The 21,173-nt window shown below is 68.8% G+C and carries 23 protein-coding genes and 1 pseudogene; 14 read left to right on the top strand and 10 right to left on the bottom strand.

Annotated elements, in window-relative coordinates:
* Positions 1-243 precede the first annotated feature (243 nt).
* Both V1460_RS36535 and V1460_RS33560 read left to right on the top strand, forming a co-directional pair.
* Complete coding sequence (locus V1460_RS36535; protein WP_407077648.1) at positions 244-318, top strand: 50S ribosomal protein bL37; 75 nt, start codon at positions 244-246, stop codon at positions 316-318.
* Between the two features lie 130 nt (positions 319-448).
* On the top strand, positions 449-1,090 hold the full coding sequence (locus V1460_RS33560) for a TetR/AcrR family transcriptional regulator (protein WP_338678317.1): 642 nt from the start codon (positions 449-451) through the stop codon (positions 1,088-1,090).
* Positions 1,091-1,242: 152 nt separating this feature from the next.
* On the opposite strand, the gene V1460_RS33555 is transcribed toward V1460_RS33560, so the two are convergent.
* Positions 1,243-1,446, bottom strand: a complete 204-nt coding sequence (locus V1460_RS33555; RefSeq protein ID WP_017948713.1) for a cold-shock protein — start codon at positions 1,444-1,446, stop codon at positions 1,243-1,245.
* A 442-nt stretch (positions 1,447-1,888) separates the two neighbouring features.
* On the opposite strand from V1460_RS33555, the gene V1460_RS33550 reads away from it, so the two are divergent.
* Positions 1,889-2,701: a menaquinone biosynthesis protein gene (locus tag V1460_RS33550; RefSeq protein ID WP_338678316.1), complete on the top strand. Its 813-nt coding sequence runs from the start codon at positions 1,889-1,891 to the stop codon at positions 2,699-2,701.
* A 23-nt stretch (positions 2,702-2,724) separates the two neighbouring features.
* Here V1460_RS33550 and V1460_RS33545 read toward each other — a convergent pair whose 3' ends face one another.
* Positions 2,725-3,792: an alpha/beta hydrolase-fold protein gene (locus V1460_RS33545; RefSeq protein ID WP_338677349.1), complete on the bottom strand. Its 1,068-nt coding sequence runs from the start codon at positions 3,790-3,792 to the stop codon at positions 2,725-2,727.
* A gap of 257 nt (positions 3,793-4,049) precedes the next feature.
* Between V1460_RS33545 and V1460_RS33540 the strand changes: the two genes are divergently transcribed.
* The 5 genes from V1460_RS33540 to V1460_RS33520 all read left to right on the top strand — a co-directional run bounded on the left by V1460_RS33540 (position 4,050) and on the right by V1460_RS33520 (position 9,733).
* Positions 4,050-5,810, top strand: coding sequence for a serine/threonine-protein kinase (locus V1460_RS33540; RefSeq protein WP_338677348.1), 1,761 nt, complete (start codon positions 4,050-4,052; stop codon positions 5,808-5,810).
* A gap of 297 nt (positions 5,811-6,107) precedes the next feature.
* The gene (gene mqnC, locus V1460_RS33535) at positions 6,108-7,307 is read left to right on the top strand and encodes a cyclic dehypoxanthinyl futalosine synthase (protein WP_338677347.1); all 1,200 of its coding nucleotides are present in this window, start codon (positions 6,108-6,110) and stop codon (positions 7,305-7,307) included.
* Positions 7,308-7,326: 19 nt separating this feature from the next.
* Positions 7,327-8,028: an imidazolonepropionase-like domain-containing protein gene (locus V1460_RS33530; protein WP_407077568.1), complete on the top strand. Its 702-nt coding sequence runs from the start codon at positions 7,327-7,329 to the stop codon at positions 8,026-8,028.
* A 68-nt stretch (positions 8,029-8,096) separates the two neighbouring features.
* Positions 8,097-8,792: a demethylmenaquinone methyltransferase gene (locus V1460_RS33525; protein WP_338677346.1), complete on the top strand. Its 696-nt coding sequence runs from the start codon at positions 8,097-8,099 to the stop codon at positions 8,790-8,792.
* A gap of 17 nt (positions 8,793-8,809) precedes the next feature.
* A complete protein-coding gene (locus tag V1460_RS33520; RefSeq protein ID WP_338677345.1) occupies positions 8,810-9,733 on the top strand; it encodes a glutaminase in 924 nt (307 codons plus the stop codon).
* A gap of 142 nt (positions 9,734-9,875) precedes the next feature.
* Here V1460_RS33520 and V1460_RS33515 read toward each other — a convergent pair whose 3' ends face one another.
* The 3 genes from V1460_RS33515 to V1460_RS33505 form a co-directional block, all read right to left on the bottom strand.
* Positions 9,876-10,388, bottom strand: a complete 513-nt coding sequence (locus V1460_RS33515) for a nuclear transport factor 2 family protein (protein WP_338677344.1) — start codon at positions 10,386-10,388, stop codon at positions 9,876-9,878.
* Between the two features lie 307 nt (positions 10,389-10,695).
* A complete protein-coding gene (locus V1460_RS33510) occupies positions 10,696-11,004 on the bottom strand; it encodes a hypothetical protein (RefSeq protein ID WP_338677343.1) in 309 nt (102 codons plus the stop codon).
* A 265-nt stretch (positions 11,005-11,269) separates the two neighbouring features.
* Entirely contained in the window at positions 11,270-11,812 is a 543-nt protein-coding gene (locus V1460_RS33505; RefSeq protein WP_338677342.1) for a GNAT family N-acetyltransferase, read from the bottom strand.
* Positions 11,813-11,908: 96 nt separating this feature from the next.
* Here V1460_RS33505 and V1460_RS33500 point away from each other — a divergent pair, with 96 nt between their 5' ends.
* The gene (locus V1460_RS33500; protein ID WP_338677341.1) at positions 11,909-13,195 is read left to right on the top strand and encodes a geranylgeranyl reductase family protein; all 1,287 of its coding nucleotides are present in this window, start codon (positions 11,909-11,911) and stop codon (positions 13,193-13,195) included.
* Here V1460_RS33500 and V1460_RS33495 read toward each other — a convergent pair.
* From V1460_RS33495 to V1460_RS33480, 4 genes and pseudogenes are all read right to left on the bottom strand, one after another.
* Positions 13,196-13,748, bottom strand: a pseudogene (locus V1460_RS33495) (VOC family protein); the annotation flags it as partial.
* A gap of 119 nt (positions 13,749-13,867) precedes the next feature.
* A complete protein-coding gene (locus tag V1460_RS33490; RefSeq protein ID WP_338677340.1) occupies positions 13,868-14,101 on the bottom strand; it encodes a hypothetical protein in 234 nt (77 codons plus the stop codon).
* Positions 14,102-14,588: 487 nt separating this feature from the next.
* Positions 14,589-14,786 carry a DUF397 domain-containing protein gene (locus V1460_RS33485; RefSeq protein WP_338677339.1) on the bottom strand — a complete coding sequence of 66 codons (198 nt, stop codon included), beginning with the start codon at positions 14,784-14,786 and terminating at the stop codon, positions 14,589-14,591.
* Positions 14,787-14,796: 10 nt separating this feature from the next.
* Entirely contained in the window at positions 14,797-15,651 is an 855-nt protein-coding gene (locus tag V1460_RS33480) for a helix-turn-helix transcriptional regulator (RefSeq protein ID WP_338677338.1), read from the bottom strand.
* Between the two features lie 247 nt (positions 15,652-15,898).
* Here V1460_RS33480 and V1460_RS33475 point away from each other — a divergent pair, with 247 nt between their 5' ends.
* Entirely contained in the window at positions 15,899-16,348 is a 450-nt protein-coding gene (locus tag V1460_RS33475) for an ATP-binding protein (protein ID WP_338677337.1), read from the top strand.
* A 192-nt stretch (positions 16,349-16,540) separates the two neighbouring features.
* Here the strand turns inward: V1460_RS33475 and V1460_RS33470 are convergent, their stop codons facing one another.
* Entirely contained in the window at positions 16,541-17,335 is a 795-nt protein-coding gene (locus V1460_RS33470; protein ID WP_338677336.1) for a C40 family peptidase, read from the bottom strand.
* Between the two features lie 770 nt (positions 17,336-18,105).
* On the opposite strand from V1460_RS33470, the gene V1460_RS33465 reads away from it, so the two are divergent.
* Genes V1460_RS33465 through V1460_RS33450 form a run of 4 tightly spaced genes read left to right on the top strand, consistent with a single transcriptional unit; the run spans position 18,106 to position 21,173 of the window.
* Positions 18,106-18,465 carry an NADH-quinone oxidoreductase subunit A gene (locus V1460_RS33465; protein ID WP_017948722.1) on the top strand — a complete coding sequence of 120 codons (360 nt, stop codon included), beginning with the start codon at positions 18,106-18,108 and terminating at the stop codon, positions 18,463-18,465.
* Between the two features lie 19 nt (positions 18,466-18,484).
* A complete protein-coding gene (locus V1460_RS33460) occupies positions 18,485-19,039 on the top strand; it encodes an NADH-quinone oxidoreductase subunit B family protein (protein WP_338677335.1) in 555 nt (184 codons plus the stop codon).
* Complete coding sequence (locus V1460_RS33455) at positions 19,036-19,800, top strand: NADH-quinone oxidoreductase subunit C (RefSeq protein ID WP_338677334.1); 765 nt, start codon at positions 19,036-19,038, stop codon at positions 19,798-19,800. Before V1460_RS33460 ends, V1460_RS33455 begins: the two co-directional genes overlap by 4 nt.
* Positions 19,797-21,173, top strand: coding sequence for an NADH-quinone oxidoreductase subunit D (locus V1460_RS33450; RefSeq protein ID WP_338677333.1), 1,377 nt, complete (start codon positions 19,797-19,799; stop codon positions 21,171-21,173). The genes V1460_RS33455 and V1460_RS33450 overlap by 4 nt, the downstream gene beginning before the upstream one ends.

Genomic DNA, 21,173 nt, shown 5'->3' with positions numbered 1-21,173 from the left:
CTCCCCAGGCCCGTTACACAAAATGACGATCGATGAAGATCGTGGTCGCAGCGGAGTGTAGTCGGGCGCATCTGTTCAGTGAAAGCTATTTCGAGTGCTTGTTTGATTTCAATCGGGGTGAGGCTGTGACTGCTGCGTCTGGTGGGCTTGGAGGTGTCGATCGGTGAGCCGTGCATGCGGGAGAAAACGGGTGAATCTAGACTTACGCGGACGTGGGTACCCCAGGGTGAGGAGGTCTGCGCCATGTCCAAGCGAGGCAACAAGCGGCGTGCCCGTAAGAAGAGGAAGGCGAACCACGGCAAGCGTCCCAACTCCTGAGCCGTGTTCGTCCGTGTTGTCCGGGCCGGTCTCCCACGGGGGGAGACCGGCCTTAGGCTTACCGCTGAGTACATCGGGTGGGCGGGAGGCGTCGGGCGTGAGTGGTGCCGACAAGAGCAGCAGCAAGCGGATGCCGCGCGAGGTGCGGGAGAAGCAGATGCTGGACGCCGCCGTGCAGACGTTCGGGCGGCTTGGGTACCGTGCCGCGTCGATGGATGAGATAGCCGAGCTGGCCGGGGTCTCCAAGCCGCTGGTCTATCTGTATCTGAATTCCAAGGAAGACCTGTTCACGGCATGTATCCGGCGTGAGGCGGCGGCGCTGATCGTGGCGGTGCGTGCCGCCGTGGATCCCGGACTTCCGGCGGAGCGGCAGCTGTGGGAGGGGGCGACGGCGTTCTTCCGGCACACCACCGGCCATCCCGACGCCTGGGCCGTGCTGCACCGGCAGGCACGGACGCACGGGGAGCCGTTCGCGGCCGAGGTGGCCGTCATGCGGGACGAGCTCGTCGCCTTCGTGACCATGCTGATCGCAGCCGCCGCGCGGGAGACGCAGGACGCGGCGGAGCTCTCCGATCGGGACATCGCGGGTCTCGCCCAGGCGCTGGTGGGGGCGGCCGAGTCGCTCGCCCAGTGGGCGAACGACACACCGGGGACGTCCGCGCGGGAGGCGGCGTCGGTGCTGATGAACTTCGCCTGGGAGGGTCTGAACAAGCTGATGACGGGGGAGCGCTGGTCGGCGCCTTCGGCTACCGCGCCCGATGCCGCTCCCTGAGTGCCGCGTATGAGGCCGGCGGCCGAGTCCCGCCCGGCCGGAAGCGGAAAACGCGGGAGAACGGCAGGAGCCCCGTGCCGTACCCGGTGAGGTACGAGCACAGGGCTCCTTGGTACTGCTAAGTGTCGTGCGCGATCGCCGACCCTGGCTGCTTAGGCCGGGGTCACGTTCTCCGCCTGGGGACCCTTCGGGCCCTGGGTGACGTCGAAGTTCACGACCTGGTTCTCCTCGAGGGAGCGGAAGCCGGTCGCGTTGATCGCGGAGTAGTGAACGAAGACATCCGGGCCGCCGCCGTCCTGGGCGATGAAGCCGAAGCCCTTTTCAGCGTTGAACCACTTAACGGTTCCGGTAGCCATAAGCCCTCCTTGGGCCAAAGGGTTGCCCTGCTCCAGAACCTGCAAACAAGTCTGAAAACCTACAAAAGCCTGCGGGTCACATGCTCCGCAGGCTCTGTACTGCAAGGGAAACCAAACTGCAACTTGCGTTGAGCCTAGCACGCAGGGTGTTCGTTGCGGTAGAGGGAAAGATCACTTCACCCGGATGTTTGATCCCTGCTTGACGAGCTGACGTTCACGATCGGCGTGCCCCGCCCAATAGAGCGGCCGTACCAAGGTCTAGCCTCACGCTGTGGACAGTCACGCAGAACCCGTGCACACGGAACGCACAGCACGCACAGCGCCCGGAGAGCCCGCGGCGCACGCGGAACCCGCGGAAGGCGCGGAAGGCGCGGAAGGCGCCCGGAACCCCGGGCGCGCCGCCGCGGACGAGGCCCGTCGCAGCCGGCCGCGTGTCGGGCACATCCAGTTCCTGAACTGCCTCCCCCTCTACTGGGGCCTGGCCCGCACCGGCACGCTCCTCGATCTGGAGCTCACCAAGGACACGCCCGAAAAGCTATCGGAGCAGCTCGTACGGGGGGATCTTCATATCGGCCCCGTCACCCTGGTGGAGTTTCTGCGCAACGCCGACGATCTCGTGGCGTTCCCCGATATCGCGGTCGGCTGTGACGGCCCTGTCATGTCCTGTGTGATCGTGTCGCAGCTTCCGCTGGAGCAGTTGGACGGCGCGCGTGTCGCCCTGGGATCGACCTCCCGCACCTCCGTGCGCCTCGCCCAGCTGCTGCTCGCCGAGCGGTACGGCGTGTCGCCCGACTACTACTCCTGCCCCCCTGACCTGGGCGTGATGATGCAGGAGGCCGACGCGGCCGTACTGATCGGGGACGCCGCGCTGCGCGCCTCGCTGCATGACGCGCCGCGCCTGGGTCTGCGGGTCCACGACCTGGGCCAGATGTGGAAGGACTGGACGGGGCTGCCCTTCGTCTTCGCGGTGTGGGCGGTCCGCAGGGACTACCTGGCGCGCGAGCCCCAGCTCGTGCGGAAGGTCCACGAGGCGTTCCTGGCCTCGCGCGACCTCTCCCTGGAGGAGGTGGAGAAGGTCGCCGAGCAAGCCGCTCGCTGGGAGTCCTTCGACGCCGAGCTGCTGAAGCGGTACTTCACCACGCTCGACTTCCGCTTCGGCGCGGAGCAGCTCGCGGGGGTGCGGGAGTTCGCGCGCCGTACGGGGCCGACGACCGGGTTCCCCGCGGACGTGCGGGTCGAGCTGCTCGACGCCTGACCGGCGCCGGCGGCCCCGTGCGCTCAGCTGCCGGGGATCGGCGCCTGCATATGCTCGCTGATCCATTCGATCGACCCGTCCGCCATGCCCTGCACATAGGTCTTGGCGTTGTGCTCGCCGTCCTGGATGACCTGGAGCCGCGTCTTGACCGGACCCTTGGTGTAGTCCCGCACGAAGGCCTTCGCCCTCTTCAGCCCGGACTCGGCGGAGCCGGCCTGGATCGCCAGGTAGACGGCGTTGTCCTCGGTGTCCGGCTTGGCGCCCAGCGTCCGGGCGAGCCGCTCGGGGTCGTTCGCGCGCCGCTCGGCCTCGTGCCCCTCCCACAGAGGGGAGTCCGGCACGATGTCGGGGCCCGACGCGATGACCGCCTTGAACTTGTCGGGGTGTTTCAGGACGGATTTCAGGCCGACGAAAGCGCCTGACGACGATCCCATGAACGCCCAGCCGTCGCGTGATTCGAATGTCCGGAAATTGGCCTTGACGAAATCAGGGACGTCCTCGGTCATCCAGGTGCCCATTTTCGGCTGCCCGGGTATGTCGCTGCCGTCGTAGTAGTACTTGTCGTCCGGGTTGAGAACCGGCATCACGACGATGAACGGAAGGCTTTTCCCTTCCTCCGACCACTCGCTGATGCTGCTTTGGAGCTTCAGGTCGGTGCCCATCCAGTAATTGTTCGGGTAGCCGTTGCCGCCCGGGAGCGCGATGAGCACGGGGAAACCGCTGCGTGCGTACTTCGGGTCGAAGTACTGCTTCGGTGCCCAGACCCAGACCTTGCCCGTGAAACCTGACTTCTTGCCGTGCAGAGTCGTGACGCCGATCCTGGTGCCGTCGTCGATGGTGTTCTGGGTGGTGAACTCGGCCTTGGGCCCGGTCGGCAGCACGGTCCCCGGAGCCAACTCCGCCTCCTTGGGGCCGTTCTGCGAAGCCCCGCCCGCCGACTTCCCGCTCGCGGCGGCCGCCTGGGGTGACGGCGCGTCGAACGAGAGTGGCTCTCCTTCGTCCGAGCAGCCCGAGACCAGGGCCAGGGAAGCGGCGACGGCGGTGGCCGTGAGAGCCCTGGGTATGAGGGGACGGGGGCGCTGGCGGTTCATGACGTTCTCCGGGTCGATGCGTACTGTGCGTCCTGCGCGGCACTTTGCGGTGCTCGGGGGCGATCCGCGCGGCATACGCATGGAGAGATGGCGCCCGCGGTCGATCGGTTGGCCCCGGAGGGGCCCAATCGCCGGTGATCCGGTCGGCGCGGCCCTCTACGCTGTCCCGGACGGACGCAGGGGAGCGGGGCGGGAACGGCGGGAACGGCGGGAACGCGGAGCCTGCGAGAAGCGGAACCGGGAAACGGGGAGAGCGCATGCAGCCGCTGGATGCGGGAGAGCCGCGGACCATCGGTGCGTACCGACTGCTCGGCAGACTCGGTGCCGGGGGCATGGGCCGGGTGTATCTGGCCCGCACCGAGGGCGGCAGGACCGTCGCGGTCAAGGTCGTCCATCCGCATTTCGCGCTCGACGAGCGGTTCCGTGCCCGCTTCCGGCGCGAGGTGGCCGCGGCGCGCCGGGTGGGCGGTGCGTGGACGGCCCCGGTGCTGGACGCGGATCCGGAGGCACCCGTGCCGTGGGTCGCGACCGGGTATGTCGCCGGGCCCGACCTGGGGAGCGGTGTCGCCGAGCACGGTCCACTTCCGGAGCACACCGTACTCACGCTCGGTGCGGGCCTCGCCGAGGCGCTGGCGGCCGTGCACGCGCTGGGGCTCGTGCACCGGGACGTCAAGCCGTCGAACGTGCTGCTCGCGCTCGACGGGCCCCGGCTGATCGACTTCGGTATCGCCCGCGCCACCGACGCCACCGCCGCGCTCACCACCACCGGTGTCTCGGTCGGCTCGCCCGGCTATATGGCGCCCGAGCAGATCGTCGGCGCGAGCACGGGCACCGCCGCGAGTACGGGCACGGGCACGGGCGGTGTCACGGGAGCGGCCGACGTGTTCTCGCTCGGCGCGGTGCTGGCCTACGCGGCGACGGGAACGGCGCCCTTCCCCGGCGACTCATCGGCGGCGCTGCTCTACAAGGTGGTCCACGAGGAGCCCGAGCTGGGCTCGCTGACAGGCGACTTGAGAGAGATCGTCGCCGAGTGCCTGGCCAAGGACCCGGCTGCCAGGCCGACTCCGCAGGCCGTGGCGCGGCGGCTCGCCCCGGGCGGTGCGGCGGCGCTCGTGGCGGCCGGATGGCTGCCGGGCCCGGTCGTGGAGCAGGTCAGCAGGGCAGCGGTGCGACTGCTCGACCTGGAGCCGACCCCGCAGGAGGCGGGGGTGTCCGGCCCGGTGCCGTTCACCCATGAGGCGTTGGGGGTGTTCGGGCCGCCCATCGACCCTCCACCCACCGTGCCGCCCACGGCTGCCCCCACCTCCTCTCCTGCCCCCGCCTCCTCTCCTGCCCCCGCCTCCTCTCCTGTCCCGACCTCCTCTCCTGTCCCGACCTCCTCTCCTGTCCCGACCTCCTCACCTGCTCCCGGCCGCCTCTCCCTCTCCATGACGACCAGCAGGGAGGACACGGAAGGCGACCGCCCCGGCGGCGGCCGAAAGGTCAGCTGCACGGTGGCCCTGGCCGTGGCGGGGGTGTTGGCGGCGGTCACCGTCGGCGCGGGATTCGTTCTCGACCTGTTCCCCGGGACTCGGAGCGGCGGCGCCGACGCCAGTGACTCTGCCGCCGCACCGCCGAGGTCATCCGCGCCGGGGAGCCCTTCCGCCGCACCGTCCGCACAGGAGGTGCCGAAGGCGTTCACCGGCACCTGGAAGGGGCAACTCACCACCGACAAAGGCCTGCCGGGCGGGAGTCTCACCGCCGTCATCACTCAGGGCGGTCAGGGCCAGGAGGTGGTGCGCACCGCTACGAACCTGGGCCCCTTCGTCTGCCGTGGTGTGGGCAGGCTGGTCTCGGCGACGTCGAAGGAACTCCGCATCACCGAACGCCCGGACACGGAGGGCTCGTCGGGTGGTGGCGTGTGCACCGGCGGCACCGCGACGCAGACGTACGTCCTGAACGCGGACGGCACGCTTCGCTACGAGTCCGAGGAGGAGGACGCGGGCAACCCCGAGGCGACGCTGACGAAGTCGCGCTGAGCAGCCGCATCCGCGAAGGACGGCGTGCGCACCGCCTCGTCCCGCGCCCCCCGTCCCCACACCAACTCACCGCCTCGTCCCCGCAGCCCCTCGTCCCGTCGCCCCGGACGGCTCGGCGAGCCGGGCCCCGCCGATGCCCCGGAGGGTGCGTACGGGGCGCTCGGACGCCCTGACGTAGGCTGGTCCGGCCGTGCGAGGCCGGGAACGTCCGGAACGCGTACAGCACACCGCAGTAAGCCGCAGCACACCGCACCACGCCGTAGAACGCCCAGAAACACCGCCGAAAGGTGACTCCCGGTGACCGAGAAGGCCGACCTTCAGTCCGTCCTGGACCGCGCCGCCGACGGTGGGCGGATCACCCCGGAGGAGGCGCTCGACCTCTACCGGTCCGCGCCGCTGCACGCGCTGGGCGCCGCCGCCGACGCGGTGCGCCGTCGGCGCTACGCCGGTACGGAGCACATCGCGACGTACATCATCGAGCGGAACATCAACTACACCAACGTCTGCGTCACGGCCTGCCGCTTCTGCGCCTTCTACTCCGCGCCGAAGGACACCGCCAAGGGCTGGACCCGCGACCTCGACGACATCCTGCGGCGCTGCGCGGAGACCGTCGAGCTGGGCGGTACGCAGATCATGTTCCAGGGCGGGCACCACCCGGACTATGGCGTCGAGTACTACGAGAAGCACTTCGCCGCGATCAAGAAGGACTTCCCGCAGCTGGTGATCCACTCCCTCGGAGCGTCCGAGGTCGAGCACATGGCACGGATCTCCGGTGTGCCGGTCGAGGAGGCCATCGCCCGGATCCACGCGGCGGGCCTGGACTCCTTCGCCGGCGCCGGTGCCGAGCTGCTGCCGGAGCGTCCGCGCAAGGCGATCGCCCCGCTGAAGGAGTCAGGCGAGCGCTGGCTGGAGATCATGGAGATCGCGCACCGGATGGGCGTCGAGTCGACGTCCACCATGCTGATGGGCACCGGTGAGACCAACGCCGAGCGTATCGAGCACATGCGGATGATCCGTGATGTCCAGGACCGTACGGGAGGCTTCCGCGCCTTCATCCCGTACACGTACCAGCCGGAGAACAACCACCTCAAGGGCCGCACCCAGGCGACGATCTTCGAGTACCTGCGGATGATCGCGATCGCGCGGCTGTTCTTCGACAACGTGGCCCATATCCAGGGCTCCTGGCTGACCACGGGCAAGGAGATCGGCCAGCTGTCGCTGCACTACGGCGCCGACGACCTGGGCTCGATCATGCTGGAGGAGAACGTCGTCTCGTCGGCGGGTGCCAAGCACCGCTCCAACCGGCAGGAGATCATCGACCTGATCCGCAAGGCGGACCGGGTGCCCGCGCAGCGCACGACCACGTACGAGCACATCGTCGTGCACGGCGACCCGGCGAACGACCCGGTGGACGACCGGGTGGCCTCGCACATCTCGTCGACCGCGATCGAGGGCGGCACGGCACATCCCGAGCTGAAGCTGCTGAACGCCAACTGACGCCGAGCCGAGCCCAGCCGTGCTGACCATCCACGCAGCTGACCGGGTGTTCGCCGCCACCGGCAGCCCCGAGCCGCCTGCCGACGCGGTGGTGGTCGACGGCGGTGTGATCGCCGCCGTCGGCCCCCTCGAACAAGCCACCGCCGCCCACCCGGGGGCGCGGGTACGCCGTTGGCCCGGGCTGTTGCTGCCGGGGCTGGTCAACGCGGACGCGAGGGCGCTGCTGGAGGCCGCCTACCACCCGGACCCGCGAGAGGCGGACGCACTCGGCACCGAGCCGTTGACCGGCGATGCGCTCGCGGCGCTCGCCCTCGACGACGTACGCCGGGGCGGGAGCGCGCGGCGGGGACTGCAGCGCATGCTGGCCCATGGCACGACGGCCGTGGTCGGGCCCTTCACCCTGCCCGAGGTGCGCAGCGCGGTCGCCCGTTCGGGCCTGCGGGTAAGGGGGGTGAACGCCGGGGGCCCGCTGCCGCCGTCAGCGTCATCGCCGCGGCCCTCGCTCGACCCGTTCGCCGCCCGGCCGCTCGGTGCCGTGCTCGACGGTGAGCTGACCGCCGGCGCCCCCGCCGACTTCGCCGTCTTCGATGTGCCCGTATTCGATGTGTCCATGGACGAGCTGTCCGTGGACGAGCCGCCCGAGCGTGCCCTGCGCGCACACGGAGCCGTCACCTGCGTGGCGACCGTCCTGGGCGGGCGGCTGGTCTACCGGGCCCGCTGAGGACTCGTGGTGGTCCGTCCGCGTGCCCTGCCCGAGGTCCGCCCGGGACCGACCGGCACAATGGGGGCGTGACCCGAGCCTCCCTGGACAAGCAGCCGCACGAAGTCGCCTCCATGTTCGACGACGTGGCGGCGAACTACGACCTCACCAACGATGTGCTCTCGCTGGGCCAGGACCGGCGCTGGCGCAAGGAGGTCGCCGGAACCGTCGCCGCCGGCCCCGCCGAGCGGATTCTCGACCTGGCCGCGGGTACCGGTACGTCCTCGCTGCCGTTCACCCGCACCGGCGCCTATGTGGTGCCCTGCGACTTCTCCCTCGGCATGTTGAGCGAAGGCAAGAAGCGGCACCCTTGGCTGCCGCTCACCGCGGGCGACGCCACGCGGCTGCCGTTCCGGGACGGCGTGTTCGACGCGGTGACGATCTCGTTCGGGCTGCGCAACGTCCAGGACACCGACCAGGCGCTGCGCGAGCTGTACCGGGTGACCAAGCCGGGCGGAAGGGTCGTGATCTGCGAGTTCTCCCACCCCACCTGGGGCCCGTTCCGCACCGTGTACGAGGAGTACCTGATGCGGGCGCTGCCGCCCGTCGCCCGCGCGGTGTCGTCGAACCCCGACGCGTACGTGTATCTCGCCGAGTCGATCCAGTCCTGGCCCGAGCAGTCGGAGCTCGCCGGGCTGCTCCAGAATGCCGGCTGGACCAAGGTCGCCTGGCGCAACCTGAGCGGCGGCATCGTCGCCCTGCACCGCGGCAGCAAGCCGCAGTAGCAAGGCGGGCATCGCTCATGAAGCAGGCGGACGACTACCAGGAACTGCTGGGACGCATCGCCGCGGACGTGGCCCCGCTCATCGGCAGCGGCACACCCGCCGAGTACATCCCCGCGCTCGCGTCCGTCGACCCGCGCCGCTTCGGTATGGCCATCGCCGACCTCGACGGCACCGTGTACGGGGTCGGCGACTGGCGGCTGCCGTTCTCGGCGCAGTCCATCACCAAGGTCTTCGCGCTGGCGCTCGCACTCTCCCTCGACGGGGACGCGCTGTGGGAGCGGGTGGGCCGCGAGCCGTCCGGCAACCCGTTCAACTCGCTCGTGCAACTGGAGTACGAGAACGGCATCCCGCGCAATCCGTTCATCAACGCGGGAGCCCTCGTCGTCACCGACCGGCTCCAGACCCTGACCGGTGACGCCAGCAGCGATCTCCTGGAGTTCCTGCGCGCCGAGAGCGGCAACCCGGACCTGGCCTTCGACCAGGAGGTCGCCGACTCGGAGGGGGAGAACGGCGACCGCAACGCCGCACTGGCCCACTTCATGGCCTCGTACGGCAATATCGCCAATCCTGTGCCGATACTGCTCGACCACTACTTCTGGCAGTGCTCGATCAGGGCGAGCTGCGCCGATCTCGCCCTGGCAGCCCGCTTCCTGGCCCGGCACGGACTGCGCGCCGACGGCAGCCGGCTGCTGAGCCGCAGCGAGGCCAAGCAGGTCAACGCGGTGATGATGACCTGCGGTACGTATGACGCGGCGGGCGAGTTCGCCTACCGCGTCGGGCTGCCCGGCAAGAGCGGGGTGGGCGGCGGGATCGTCGCCGTCGTCCCCGGCCGCTGCACGCTGTGCGTGTGGAGCCCGGGTCTCGACCGGCGCGGCAACTCGGTGGCGGGTGTGGCCGCGCTGGACAGGTTCACGACGCTGACGGGCCTGTCGGTCTTCTGACTCTCCCCCGGCGATCCTGCGTCTGCGTCTTCGTCTTCGTCGGCGGACCTGCCGCAACCGACCGCGTCCGCCGCGACACTCCGCGGGCTGACGCGGGGCCGCGATCAGCCCGCGGTCGCCGCGGGGCGTCTCCTGGACGGGCTCAAGCCGCGGGCGGGGTCCAGTCGGCGGGCAGACCGGACTGGGCGAGGACGGCGGCGATGCTGTAGTGGTCCTGGTCGGAGGTGATACGGCAGCCGCTCTTGTTGAGGTCGAGCAGAGTGGTCATCGGGACGGCGAAGGGCTTGGGCGCGCCTTTGAGATGGCCTGAGTAGACGGCCTTGACGCTGACGCGGGTGCCGTCGCGCCGGGCAGAGCGCACCGTGACATGGACGTTGTCGATGAGGCGGTCGGCGCGCGCCTTCCACCCGGCTATCTCCTTGGGGCCGCGGAAGGTCATGCCCACGGCCTTGTCGGTGTAGGTGCCGTCGGCGGTGAACAGGGCGCCGAGCGCGGCCGGGTCGGTGCCGTTCCAGGCATGCGCCCAGTCTGCGACGATCCTCGGCGGACGCCGTTCGGCGCCGTTCTGCGCGGCGTTGGCGGTGGGGACGGTGGTGGCCGACAGGGCCACGGCGGCGGCCAGCAGGGTGAGGGCACGGGTCGGGCGGGACGTCATGATGGGGGTTCCTTCGTTGCGGTTGCGGTTGCGGTTGCGGATGGGAATGTGTTGGCGTGGCTTTCGGGGGCCGGAGTCTCGGACGACGGCGACTCCGGCGCATCGCTGACGGTCCGTCTCCCCGCGTGCCGTGTTCACGGCCTTCAGCCTCGTGTGAGGCGGTGTCCACTTTCCAGGGCTGACGCGAGGGGGTGCTGACCAGTGCTGTCCGCACCTGTCCACCGGACCTGCGGGCTTCGGGCGGTTGGGGGAGCCCCGCGAGGCCCATCTGCGCTGCGGCGGTTCGCGGACCCGGTGGGCGGCCCGGTCAGTCCCAGAGCGATATCGCGAGGACCAGGGTTGCGACCGGGATCAGCAGCCACGGCTCGGCCAGGACCATGAGCGCGGTGGAGGCCAGGGTGAAGTACGCCAGAGCCTTGGCGGCGCGCCGCTGAGCCGCCTTCTTCTTCGGGTCCTTGCCCTTCCTCAGGCCCTTGACGTGAGGCGCCGCCGTGTCGAGGGCGGCCTCCAGAAGGCTGCCCGTGGCGGTGGCAGTGCCGGCGACAGTGGCAGAGGTGGCGGTGGCGGTGGCTGCGGTCGTGGTCGCGTTTGCGGAGTTCGTGTCGGTGTTCGTCATGGTACTCAGCTTCGTCGCGATGGCACCGCGTTCGCGTCGGCGATGCCTGCCTATGCGGGCGACGACCGACGACGCCTACGTAGTGACGGCGCTCGGAGGCCGGCCGGCCCAGGGGAGACCGGATCCATCGCCGTCGGGGCGTGCCGCATTGCGGTGCGGCATACCGACGGCGGCGGAGCGCGGCAATGACACCCAAGGGTCGGCACCGACCGGCAGGCGGGTGCCCGATCGGCGTTCCGACGGTGCGGTACCTCCCTGGCAGCAGCTACCCGGCCGCGCCGTCCCGCAGATCCAGCCGGAAGCAATACCCGGTCCGCTGCGACTGCGGAGTCGTGAACGTCTCCGCCAGCTCCATACCGAGCCGCCGGGTCACCGCGATCGACCGCTCGTTCTCCGCCACCACCATCGCGACCACGCTCGGCACCCCCGCCGCCCGCAACCGCTCCAGCGTGGTGCGGGCCGCGGCGGTCGCGTAACCCAACCCCCAGGCGCGCCTGGCCAGCCGCCAGCCGATCTCGATCTCGCCCACCGGGCCCCAGGCGTGCGGCCACGGCTGCGCGCCCGTGAACCCGAGCACCGCGCCGTCCCCGTCCAGAACCGTCCAGAGGCAGTAACCGCGTTCCGCGTCATGTCTGCGCTGCCGTGCTGTCAACTCCTCGTATTCGGACAGCTCGGCGGGCGCCCCGCCGTGGAATTCCATCACCTCCGGATCGGCGAAGATCCGGTGCCAGACCAGGGCGTCCTCGTCGGTGGGCACGCGCAGCCGCACCACCGGCGCGGCGGGAGCGGCGGGAAGCGTTTCGCTCATGGGACAGCCCTTCGGTCGGCGGATCGGTACGCCCCCATAGACTGCACACGTCCAGTGCTTTTAAGCACGCGAAATCGAGTTTCGGGAGATCCCGCCGTGACCGAGCCTCTCTCCGAGCACACCGCGGATGTGATCGTCGTCGGCGCGGGTCCGGCCGGATCGACGACCGCGTACTACCTGGCCAAGGCCGGACTTGACGTCCTCCTCCTGGAGAAGACCGCGTTCCCGCGCGAGAAGGTGTGCGGTGACGGGCTCACCCCGCGTGCCACCAAGCAGCTCGTCGCCATGGGAATCGACATCTCCGAAGAGGCCGGCTGGCTGCGCAACAAGGGTCTGCGCATCATCGGCGGCGGCGTCCGGCTCCAGCTCGACTGGCCGGAGCTCGCCAGCTACCCGGACTACGGACTTGTCCGCAAGCGCGACGACTTCGACGAGCAGCTCGCCCGCCAGGCGCAGAAGGCGGGGGCGCGCCTGTACGAGCGCTGCAACGTCGGCGAGCCGATCGTGGACGACCGCACCGGCCGTATCACCGGTGTGCACGCCAAGCTGGGCGAGGAGAAGACCCCGGTCACCTTCCACGCCCCGCTGGTCGTCGCCGCCGACGGCAACTCCTCCCGGCTGTCCCTGGCGATGGGCCTGCACCGCCGCGAGGACCGCCCGATGGGTGTCGCGGTCCGCACCTACTTCACCAGCCCCCGGCACGACGACGACTACCTGGAGTCCTGGCTGGAGCTGTGGGACCGCCGGGGCCCCGGCGAGGACCGGCTGCTGCCCGGCTACGGCTGGATCTTCGGCATGGGCGACGGCACCTCCAACGTCGGCCTCGGCGTGCTCAACACCTCCGCGGCCTTCAAGGACCTGGACTGGCGCGAGGTGCTCAAGGCGTGGTGCGCGTCCATGCCGGAGGAGTGGGGTTACGTCCCCGACAACATGACCGGCCCGATCCGCGGCGCCGCCCTGCCCATGGCCTTCAACCGCCAGCCCCACTACACCCGCGGTCTGCTGCTCGTCGGCGACGCGGGCGGGCTCGTCAACCCGTTCAACGGCGAAGGCATCGCCTACGCGATGGAGTCCGGCCAGATCGCCGCCGACGTCATCGTCCAGGCCCATGCCCGCTCCACCCCGGCGCAGCGCGAACTCGCCCTGCGCAGCTACCCGAAGGTCCTCAAGGACACCTACGGCGGCTACTACACACTGGGCCGCGCCTTCGTGAAGCTCATCGGCAACCCGAGGGTCATGAAGATCGCGACCCAGCGCGGGCTGAGCCACCCGGTGCTGATGAAGTTCACGCTGAAGATGCTCGCCAACCTGACCGACCCGACGGGCGGCGACGCGATGGACAGGATCATCAACGGCCTCTCGAAGGCCGCGCCCAAGGCCTGACGGCCCGACGCCCGACGAGACGCGCCGGTCCTGGTGGTGCCCACACCAGGACCGGCACGCTCTCCTCGCCACCTCGTGCGGGGTCCGGTCCAGTGCTCCGCCCCAGAACCGGGCCATCGTCCGCGGATCCGCGCAGTCGACCACCATCGCGGCGATCGGCCCCGTGTCCCGGTAGACCTCCCGGGGCTCGAGCACACAGAACTCGTTGCCCTCGGGATCGGTGAGAGCCGTCCACGGCACTGCGCCCTGTCCCACGTCGACCTGCGTGGCGCCGAAGGCCCGGAGGCGTGCGACCAACTCCGCCTGATGAGCCGCGGACGTGGTGGCGAGATCGAGGTGCACACGGTTCTTCACCGTCGACTTTGGGCTCCGGGACGGGAACGACATTGACGCCGACGGCAACCGGATCCGGCCAGACGAGGACGCCGGAGGGGCCGACGTATGTGGTCACGCCAGTGCTGTAGGCACTCCAACCGAGCGCCTCCGCCCAGAACCGGCCGACCGCCGGAGCATCGAGAGCCTTGATGATCACGTGAACGGGTCTCAGCGGCATGCGGGTGATCCTAGGCATCCGGGCAGCGCGACAGCGGACGTCCACGCGACCGGCGGTTGGTCGCGCTTCCGGGGGTTGCCCGCGAGGACACAGGCCAGGTGCCCGGTCCGCTGGAATGCTCATGTGCGCGATCCCCCTGGTAGCGCGTGCTGTCGGTCAACCGGGCAGGTGCCGGTTGTCCGCACTGCGAGGTAGCGCACGGGCCGTACGGACCACTCGGAGACCGCCCCGCTGCCCAACACCACGGTGAATCCGCACGGCATTCCGGACGCCAGCAGACCACGCGCCGTCATCCAGCCGGACTCCGCCCATTCGACGGCCCGTTCGACCTCGCGCGGGGTCATTCCGAGCATATGAGCGCCCCTGATTTGCACACGCATGGCACGTAAGGCGTCAGCGGGGGTGCTCAGGACGCGTGGGGCCTGGATCGGCTCCGCGATCGGTGAGTTGACCGCGCTGTACCGCACGGCAGTGAGCAAGAAGCCGTGTCCGATATGGTGCTCGGCCGACGCGGAAGAGGCGGGCAATAATGCCCCGTTGATGCTTGCCAGGCAAGCCGACGTAGCCATCCTCGTCCTCCATTCATGGCGACATGATTGACCCCATGCTGATTGATCTCACGGGAAGCGCCAGCGGGAGCGACCCCCCAACAGGACTTGCTTCGAGCCAACTTGCCGCACATTTGGCGTGTTTGTGCAGGGAGCGCTGCGTCTCAACAGCGCAAAGTGACCGTACCGCTACCCTGAACAAGGTGGCAAGTGTGCCACGGGGCATACTTGGGGGGTGGCACGCAAAGATGCCCCCGCCTGGATCAGGCGGGGGCATGATTGATCCCTGGTTCTAGTTGGCGAAGTGGTCGAACTCGCCGTTCTTGACGCCCGCGATGAACGCACGCAGCTTTTCCGGCGAGGTCTTCACGATCACCTCGGGATCATCGCTCTCGCGCACCAGGATGTCGCCGTCCCTCTCGGCCAGTTCGAGGCACTGCTCTCCGCCGGTCGAGGCGCTCGACTTCTGCCACTGGATTCCGCTGTTCATTCCCTGACTCTCACAGTTCTCGTGCGGTGTGATGGATGAAACTCCGCGACTCTTCGGGGGAGAGTGCCGCTTGCCCGGCAAGATCGAGCAGGGTGCGATAGCGATGCAGGTCGGCCACTGAGTCGAGGAAGGCGCCTTTGAACAGGTTGTCGATATGGGCGGTGTCGAGCTGCGGCACCACCCCGCTCGCATACATCACAGTCTGTGTGACCTCGAAGAAATTCTCAGTCGTGAATGGGATTACCCGCACGGTCACGTCAGGCCGCTCGCTCACCGACATCACATACTCAAGCTGCTTGCGGATGACCTTCCTGCCGCCAACCCTCATGCGCAGGGCGGCCTCGTGCACGATCGTCTCGAACCTCGGTGGATCGTCACGCTCCAGTACATCGCGCCGCTTCATCCGGTGCTCGACGCGAGCCTGTACCTCGTTCTCGGGGAGAGACGGAATCACGCTGGCGAATAGCGCGTGTGCGTACTCCTCGGTCTGAAGTACACCTGGGAACGAAACCGGTTGCAGGCAGCGTAGGCCCGTTGAGTGGTGCTCGAGCTCGGCAATGTCCAGGAAGCCGGGGGCGAGTACACCCCGGTACTCGTCCCACCAGTGTTGTCCCCGGTGCTCGCGAGCGATGGCGCAGAGCGCCTCGATCAGCGGCTCGTCGTCGCAGGCGTAGAAGACTGCGAGCTTGCGAATCCGCTCCTCGCTGACTCCGATGCGCCCGGCTTCGATGTGGCTGATCTTGGCTTGATCGGTCGAAACCATTCCCGCCGCCTCGCGGGCCGTCTTGCCGGCACGCTCGCGCAGCTTGCGCAACTCGCCACCAAGGCGAACCTGGCGGGCGGTTGGGTTGTCCCTTGGCGGCATGTGTCCCTTCCCCTGTCTGCGCACAGTGTCGCGCGTAACGATGCCACGGGTCCACCCGACAGAGGTAACTCTGGGTGCCAATCTTGCTACGTGGCATACATGGCGCCTATGGTCCTGGCAGCACCACGTCGCATGCCGGTAAGACCGAAGTGCACCCGCTGACGCGCGTCTTGACGTGCCGTCATCAGGGGGCGGCCATTGCCACGGCTGGTGCGCGGCGCGTGATCAACCGCGTTGGGAGACGAGGATGACCAAGACCGACTCAACGGCGTGCGCGCCGTTCCCCTCAAGTCAGCGGTACAGCTTCACCGGTCCGAATGCGGCGATGACCGTCCGCCTCGCTCGAGACTGGGTGGCCTGCCTCATGGAGGCCCATGGCCGTCCGCGGCTGGTGGAGGCCGCGAAGCTGTGCACCTCCGAGGCGGTGACCAATACCTATCTCCACACGTGCGCCTCCGTCATCGCGGTGGACGTGTCGGTGACCGATGCCCGTGTGCTGGTGCTCGTGAAGGACGACGAGGCCGGAAAGCTGCTGCCGACCGAGCTCACCGAGGTCCCCGTGACCCGGCAGGGTGGGCGAGGGCTCCTGCTGATCGCCGCGTACGCCGAGCGCTGGAACGTGGTCCAGGGAGGCGGACGCCACAAGACCGTGTGGTTCAGCTTGACCGAGCAGACCGAGGAGCCGGTGGAGGCATGACCACCCTCGCCGTCGCCACCGGCTTGCTGGCGCTGATCGGTATCTGCCTCGCGATGCCCTCGTCAACGCGAGCAGGAGACAGGTCGAGCCGGGGTCGCGGCTCCCTGAACGGGAGGCACGACCCCGGCTGTTGCGCTATGTGCCGGATTGTCCGATCCGGCGTGTTTGCGGTCGACCGTCAGGCAGGCGACCTCAGAGCACGCGAACCGCGCCGCTCGCCGGGTAGCCGGACAGGTCCTGGATGACGACGCCCTTGCCGGGGTTCGCGGCGTCGAGGTACTGGCCGTCGCCGATGTAGACGCCGGTGTGGTAGGCCGAGCCGGCACCTCCCCAGTAGAGGATGTCGCCGACCTGGAGGTTGTCCAGGGAGACCTGGGTGCCGGCCGTCGACTGGTCCTGGGAGACACGGGGGAGGTCCACGCCGACCTGGCGGTAGGCGGCTTGGACGAGGCTGGAGCAGTCCCAGGCGTTGGGGCCGGTGGCGCCCATGACATAGGCGTCGCCGAGCTGGGCCTTCAGGAAGGAGATGACCGTCCCGACCGAACCGGAGGGAGCGGAGACGGCGCTCTTCGACGCGGAGAGCGTGGTGCGCTCGGAGCTCCGGGAGGCGCGGGTCTCGGCGCGGGCGGCCTCCTCGGCCTTCTTCTCGGCCTCGGCCTTGCGGACGGCCTCGGCCTTGGCCTTCTTGGCAGCCTTGGCCGCCTTCACGGCCGCCGCGTTCTCCTGGCTCTGCAACTCGGCGTCGAGGGCGGCGAGCTGGCTGGCCTCGGCGGAGCGGGCGACCGCGGTGGCGAGCGCCGGGGTCTCCAGGGTGAGCGCGGGCATTTCGATGGTCTCGGTCACCGGCTCGGCGTTCGCCGGTCCGGCACTACCGGCCACCGCGATGGTGCTGAGGACGCCACCGGCAACTCCGGCCCGCAGTGCGAGCTTGGATGCGCTCTGCGGACGGGGCTTCCGGTGGCTTCGTATGTGAGCGGTGTGGGACATAGGGACAACCGGTATCAGCCATCAACGGTTCCCTTCAAGGAACGTGTGTTGCGCCACAGTTACGTTCGGAATCTCGTAATCCGCTTACGTGGGAACTTTATTGACGCCGTAACGGACAAAACGGACGACCATGATCAGGGCTGTGATCATGTGCTTTCAGTAAAAGGTCCGGATTGCCCCCCGCCTACCATCCCTTCATGCCGATGGCCAAGCCCTGAATTCCCCGGAGCGATCGCGAGTGGCGCAGGTCACAGGATGATTACCGCCGCCCGCCGCCCGCCGCCCGCCGTCGTGCCGTCGCGCCGCGCCGTCGCGCCGTCGCGCCGCCGTCACTCCGTGCCGCTTCCGCCAGGGGGGTGTGGGCGCTCGTGAACGGGTGCACACGTCCACTGCCGTCCATGGGGTCCCCCGCTCGGGTGATGGGCTCCTCTATCACCCACTCCGGTGGCTCGCGAATTTGCCTGTCCGTGGTGCTGCTGGTAATGCCGTCGAGCCCCTGACCAGCGGTAACGTTCCAAAAGGTGACCTCTTGTAGTCGCTCGTGCGCTTGATGTGCAAGATCACCGCTCATCCATGTTCATGATCCTTCGTCAGGTGGTGGAGATCACAAAGTCGTTGTCGTACCCCGTGTCGCAGATCACAGACCGGCGGGCATAGGATGCGGAGCAGTCGGGCTTGTGAACTGCCTCACATACGCACGATCTTCCGAGGCGGCGGAGTAGAGCCCGGTGCGGTCCAACGGTCAAAGACGACTGGAAGGAGCGAGGAGCGTGAATGCCTACGCGCCCATCCTTGTGCTCGGCGCCCTAGGGGCAGGCTTTGCGATCTTCTCCGTGGTCATGGCCACGCTTGTCGGCCCGAAGCGCTACAACCGCGCGAAGCTCGAAGCCTATGAATGCGGCATCGAGCCCACGCCGACGCCGGCCGGAGGGGGCCGCTTCCCGATCAAGTACTACCTGACGGCGATGCTCTTCATCATCTTCGATATCGAGATCGTCTTCCTCTATCCCTGGGCCGTCAGCTTCGACGCGCTGGGGATCTTCGGGCTCGTGGAGATGCTGCTCTTCGTGCTCACCGTCTTCGTCGCCTACGCGTACGTCTGGCGGCGCGGCGGCCTGGAATGGGACTGAGGGGCTGAGGGGCACACTCATGGGACTCGAAGAGAAACTTCCGAGCGGCTTTCTGCTCACCACCGTCGAGCAGGCCGCGGGCTGGGTGCGAAAGGCGTCCGTCTTCCCCGCGACCTTCGGCCTCGCCTGCTGCGCCATCGAGATGATGACGACCGGTGCCGGGCGGTACGACCTCGCCCGCTTCGGTATGGAGGTCTTCCGCGGCTCGCCACGGCAGGCCGATCTGATGATCGTCGCCGGGCGGGTGAGCCAGAAGATGGCCCCGGTTCTGCGCCAGGTCTACGACCAGATGCCCAATCCCAAGTGGGTGATCTCCATGGGCGTATGCGCCTCATCGGGTGGAATGTTCAACAATTACGCGATTGTGCAGGGTGTTGACCACATTGTGCCGGTCGACGTCTATCTGCCGGGCTGCCCCCCGCGGCCGGAGATGCTGATGGACGCGATCCTCAAGCTCCATCACAAGATCCAGAACTCCAAGCTCGGCGTGAACGCCAAGGAAGCGGCCCGGGAAGCGGAGGAAGCGGCACTCAAGGCGCTGCCCACGATCGAGATGAAGGGGCTGCTCCGATGAGCGATGCACGCGACGACCAGCCCAACCCGGAGAAGGAGATCGCCGAGCAGAACCTGCCGGGGCAGCGCGGCGACCACGGCGAGGAGATCCGCGTCCAGCGCGGGATGTTCGGCGCCCGTGACGGCGGCGACACCTCCGGCTACGGCGGGCTCGTACGCTCCGTACGGCTGCCCGGCGCGGCCACCCGTCCGTACGGCGGACCACGCGGCCGAGGCGAGCAAGGAGTCTTCGACGAGGTGGCCGACGAGCTCGAAGGCGCCCTGGAGGAACAGGGCCTCCTGCCGGAGAACGCGATCGAGAAGACCGTGGTCGACCGGGGCGAGCTCACCTTCCATGTCGCCCGCGAGCACCTCGTCCGGGTGGCGAAGACCCTGCGCGACGACCCCGCGTTGCGCTTCGAGCTCTGCACAGGCGTGAGCGGTGTGCACTACCCCGAGGACAAGGGCCGCGAGCTGCGCGCCGTCTACCACCTGCGCTCGCTCACTCACGGACGGCTGGTCCGGCTGGAGGTCAGCGCCCCGGACACGGACCCGCACATCCCGTCACTCGTCGGGGTCTATCCGACCAACGACTGGCACGAGCGCGAGGCCTACGACTTCTTCGGCCTGGTCTTCGACGGCCACCCGGCCCTCACCCGGATCATGATGCCGGACGACTGGCAGGGCTTCCCGCAGCGCAAGGACTACCCGCTCGGCGGCATCCCCGTCGAGTACAAGGGCGCCCAGATCCCGGCTCCGGACCAGCGGAGGTCGTACTCGTGACCACCCCATCTGCCCACCCGTCACCGGACCACCGCCCCTCGTCGGGTCCCTCCGGGACGACTCTCTCGTCGGCTCGCGAGACCACCGAGGGCACCGTCTACACGGTCACCGGTGGCGACTGGGACGAGATCGCCCAGAGCGCGGCCAAGGCCGACGACGAGCGCATCGTCGTCAACATGGGCCCCCAGCACCCGTCCACCCACGGAGTGCTCCGCCTGATCCTGGAGATCGACGGCGAGACCGTCACCGAGGCGCGCTGCGGCATCGGCTACCTCCACACCGGTATCGAGAAGAACCTCGAATACCGGACCTGGACGCAGGGCACCACCTTCGTCACGCGCATGGACTATCTGACGCCGTTCTTCAACGAGACGGCGTACTGCCTCGCGGTCGAGAAGCTGCTCGGCATCGAGGACCAGATCCCGGATCGCGCCTCCGTCATCCGGGTGCTCCTCATGGAGCTCAACCGGCTCTCCTCCCACCTGGTGTGCATCGCCACCGGCGGTATGGAGCTCGGCGCCACCACGATCATGATCTACGGATTCCGTGATCGTGAACTCATTCTCGACATCTACGAGCTCATCACCGGCCTGCGGATGAACCACGCGTACATCCGTCCCGGCGGACTGGCTCAGGACCTGCCCCCGGGCGCCGTGGACCAGATCCGCGAGTTCGTGAAGAAGATGAAGAAGAACCTCCCGGAGTACGACAAGCTCGCCACCGGGAACCCGATCTTCAAGGCCCGGATGCAGGGTGTCGGCCATCTCGACCTCACCGGCTGCATGGCGCTCGGCGCGACCGGCCCGATCCTGCGTTCCACCGGCCTGCCGCACGACCTGCGCAAGTCCGACCCGTACTGCGGCTACGAGAACTACGAGTTCGACGTGCCGACCGCCGAGACCTGCGACTCCTACGGCCGCTTCCTCATCCGCCTCGAGGAGATGCGCCAGTCACTGCGGCTCGTCGAGCAGTGCCTGGACCGGCTGGCCCCGGGTCCGGTCATGGTCGCCGACAAGAAGATCGCCTGGCCCGCGCAGCTCGCGCTCGGACCCGACGGACTCGGCAACTCACTCGACCACATCAAGAAGATCATGGGCACCTCGATGGAGGCCCTGATCCACCACTTCAAGCTGGTCACCGAGGGCTTCCGGGTCCCTGCCGGGCAGGCCTACGCGGCGGTCGAGTCGCCCAAGGGCGAGCTCGGCGTCCATGTGGTCTCCGACGGCGGCACCCGCCCCTACCGGGTCCACTTCCGGGACCCCTCGTTCACCAATCTCCAGTCCATGGCGGCGATGTGCGAGGGCGGCCAGGTGGCCGACGTGATCGTCGCCGTCGCGTCCATCGACCCCGTGATGGGAGGTGTCGACCGGTGA

This window comes from Streptomyces sp. SCSIO 30461 (genome assembly GCF_037023745.1).
Classification (GTDB): Bacteria; Actinomycetota; Actinomycetes; order Streptomycetales; family Streptomycetaceae; genus Streptomyces.
This window is presented reverse-complemented; position numbering and strand designations above follow the sequence as displayed.

Coding starts and splice junctions, on each gene's coding strand:
- V1460_RS33560 (WP_338678317.1), top strand. CDS start 449: ATGCCGCGCGAGGTGCGGGAGAAGCAGATGCTGGACGCCGCCGTGCAG.
- V1460_RS33555 (WP_017948713.1), bottom strand. CDS start 1,446: ATGGCTACCGGAACCGTTAAGTGGTTCAACGCTGAAAAGGGCTTCGGC.
- V1460_RS33545 (WP_338677349.1), bottom strand. CDS start 3,792: ATGAACCGCCAGCGCCCCCGTCCCCTCATACCCAGGGCTCTCACGGCC.
- V1460_RS33540 (WP_338677348.1), top strand. CDS start 4,050: ATGCAGCCGCTGGATGCGGGAGAGCCGCGGACCATCGGTGCGTACCGA.
- V1460_RS33520 (WP_338677345.1), top strand. CDS start 8,810: ATGAAGCAGGCGGACGACTACCAGGAACTGCTGGGACGCATCGCCGCG.
- V1460_RS33515 (WP_338677344.1), bottom strand. CDS start 10,388: ATGACGTCCCGCCCGACCCGTGCCCTCACCCTGCTGGCCGCCGCCGTG.
- V1460_RS33510 (WP_338677343.1), bottom strand. CDS start 11,004: ATGACGAACACCGACACGAACTCCGCAAACGCGACCACGACCGCAGCC.
- V1460_RS33505 (WP_338677342.1), bottom strand. CDS start 11,812: ATGAGCGAAACGCTTCCCGCCGCTCCCGCCGCGCCGGTGGTGCGGCTG.
- V1460_RS33490 (WP_338677340.1), bottom strand. CDS start 14,101: ATGCTCGGAATGACCCCGCGCGAGGTCGAACGGGCCGTCGAATGGGCG.
- V1460_RS33485 (WP_338677339.1), bottom strand. CDS start 14,786: ATGAACAGCGGAATCCAGTGGCAGAAGTCGAGCGCCTCGACCGGCGGA.
- V1460_RS33480 (WP_338677338.1), bottom strand. CDS start 15,651: ATGCCGCCAAGGGACAACCCAACCGCCCGCCAGGTTCGCCTTGGTGGC.
- V1460_RS33475 (WP_338677337.1), top strand. CDS start 15,899: ATGACCAAGACCGACTCAACGGCGTGCGCGCCGTTCCCCTCAAGTCAG.
- V1460_RS33470 (WP_338677336.1), bottom strand. CDS start 17,335: ATGTCCCACACCGCTCACATACGAAGCCACCGGAAGCCCCGTCCGCAG.
- V1460_RS33460 (WP_338677335.1), top strand. CDS start 18,485: ATGGGACTCGAAGAGAAACTTCCGAGCGGCTTTCTGCTCACCACCGTC.
- V1460_RS33455 (WP_338677334.1), top strand. CDS start 19,036: ATGAGCGATGCACGCGACGACCAGCCCAACCCGGAGAAGGAGATCGCC.